Annotated in this window: 1 protein-coding gene and 1 pseudogene; one reads left to right on the forward strand and one right to left on the reverse strand. The window is 63.9% G+C overall.

The window, feature by feature from the left end:
- A pseudogene (locus ABIC30_RS31735) lies at window positions 1–233 on the reverse strand (IS110-like element ISMno7 family transposase); the annotation flags it as partial.
- A gap of 138 nt (window positions 234–371) precedes the next feature.
- Here ABIC30_RS31735 and ABIC30_RS31740 point away from each other — a divergent pair.
- A complete protein-coding gene (locus tag ABIC30_RS31740; protein ID WP_502915898.1) occupies window positions 372–1361 on the forward strand; it encodes an IS481 family transposase in 990 nt (329 codons plus the stop codon).
- Window positions 1362–1452 lie beyond the last annotated feature (91 nt).

Here is a 1452-nt window from a genome sequence, read left to right on the forward strand (position 1 = left end):
ATGCAGAGCGGCAGTCCGGCCGCGGCGAGCGCGGCAGCGACGCTCGCCTCGAAGCCGCCAGTGGCTTCCAGGACGACGAGGGCAACCGGGCGGTTACTGAAGCGGCGCGTGAGGGCCTCGAACCCCTTCACATCCCGAGGGACATGGAAGGCCTCGTCCGAGGGTCTGAAGTAAACGTCGAGGCGGTCCTTGGACACGTCGATGCCGACGAAGATGGTGGGTTGTTTGTCCATGACCCTACCTTGCAAATGCGGGCTCGGGCCCGAGCGGCTGTCCGGGTTCGGGACTGTGGGGGTGAGGGTCGCACCCTGCTCCGTCGCGGGCTTACAGGCCCAAGGCAAACACGGGCTGACCCTCACCCTGTAGCCTCGCTGGCTTCGCACCGGCGGGCAACTCAGAGATACAAGGCGATCCGTCGCGCAATACAGCATAGTCAAGCGAGCCTGAGGGCTCTTTCGAAGCGCTACGGGATCAACCAGAAGGCGGTCGCTAAGTGGCGGCAGCGGACCTCGGTCGCCGACCGGCGCACGGGGCCGAAGGATCCGCGGTCGACGGTGCTGTCACCGGAAGACGAGGCGGTCGTGGTCGCTCTTCGGCGTCACACGCTCCTGCCGCTCGACGACTGCCTCTACGCGCTCCAGGCCACCATCCCGCATCTGACCCGCTCGTCGCTGCATCGGTGCCTGCAGCGCCCCGATATCAGCCGATTGCCGGAAGTCGACGGCGACAAGCCCAAGCGGTCACGCTTCAAGGTCTACCCGCTCGGCTACTTCCACATTGATCTGGCCGAGGTCCACACGGCGGAGGGCCGGCTCTACCTGTTCGTTGCCATCGATCGCACGACCAAGTTCGCCTTCGTCGAGTTGCATGAGAAGGCCACGCGGCGAGTCGCGGGCGACTTCCTTCGCCATCTCATCGAGGCGGTGCCCTACAAGGTGCACACCGTGATCACCGACAATGGCACCCATTTCACTACGCCCGGCAACGTCGCCTCAGCTGCTTCCATCATCAAGGAGGCGATCGCAGCCGGTGAGACATTCCGAGCCCACAGCTTCGAGTCCGCCTGCGCTCGCAACGACATCGACCATTGGCTGACAAAGCCGCGTCATCCCTGGACGAACGGTCAGGTCGAGCGAATGAACCGGACGATCAAGGACGCGACGGTCAAGCGCTACCACTACGACAGCCATGAACAACTCCGCGCTCACCTCGCTGACTTCGTCAGCGCCTACAACTTTGGCCGCCGCCTCAAGACCCTGCGTGGGCTCACGCCCTATGAAGCCATCTGCAAAGCATGGTCCGCCGAGCCCGGACGCTTCAGGTCAAACCCGCTCCACCAAATGCTGGGACCAAACATCTAGGAGCCTGTCCGAGTAATTCCCTCGACGGCGGATCGGGAGGATGATTCACTCGGCTCATGGCCAAGGTGTTTCGCGCGTGGGACGTCGATCA

Source organism: Methylobacterium sp. 1030 (assembly GCF_040544715.1).
In the GTDB taxonomy this organism is placed as follows: domain Bacteria; phylum Pseudomonadota; class Alphaproteobacteria; order Rhizobiales; family Beijerinckiaceae; genus Methylobacterium.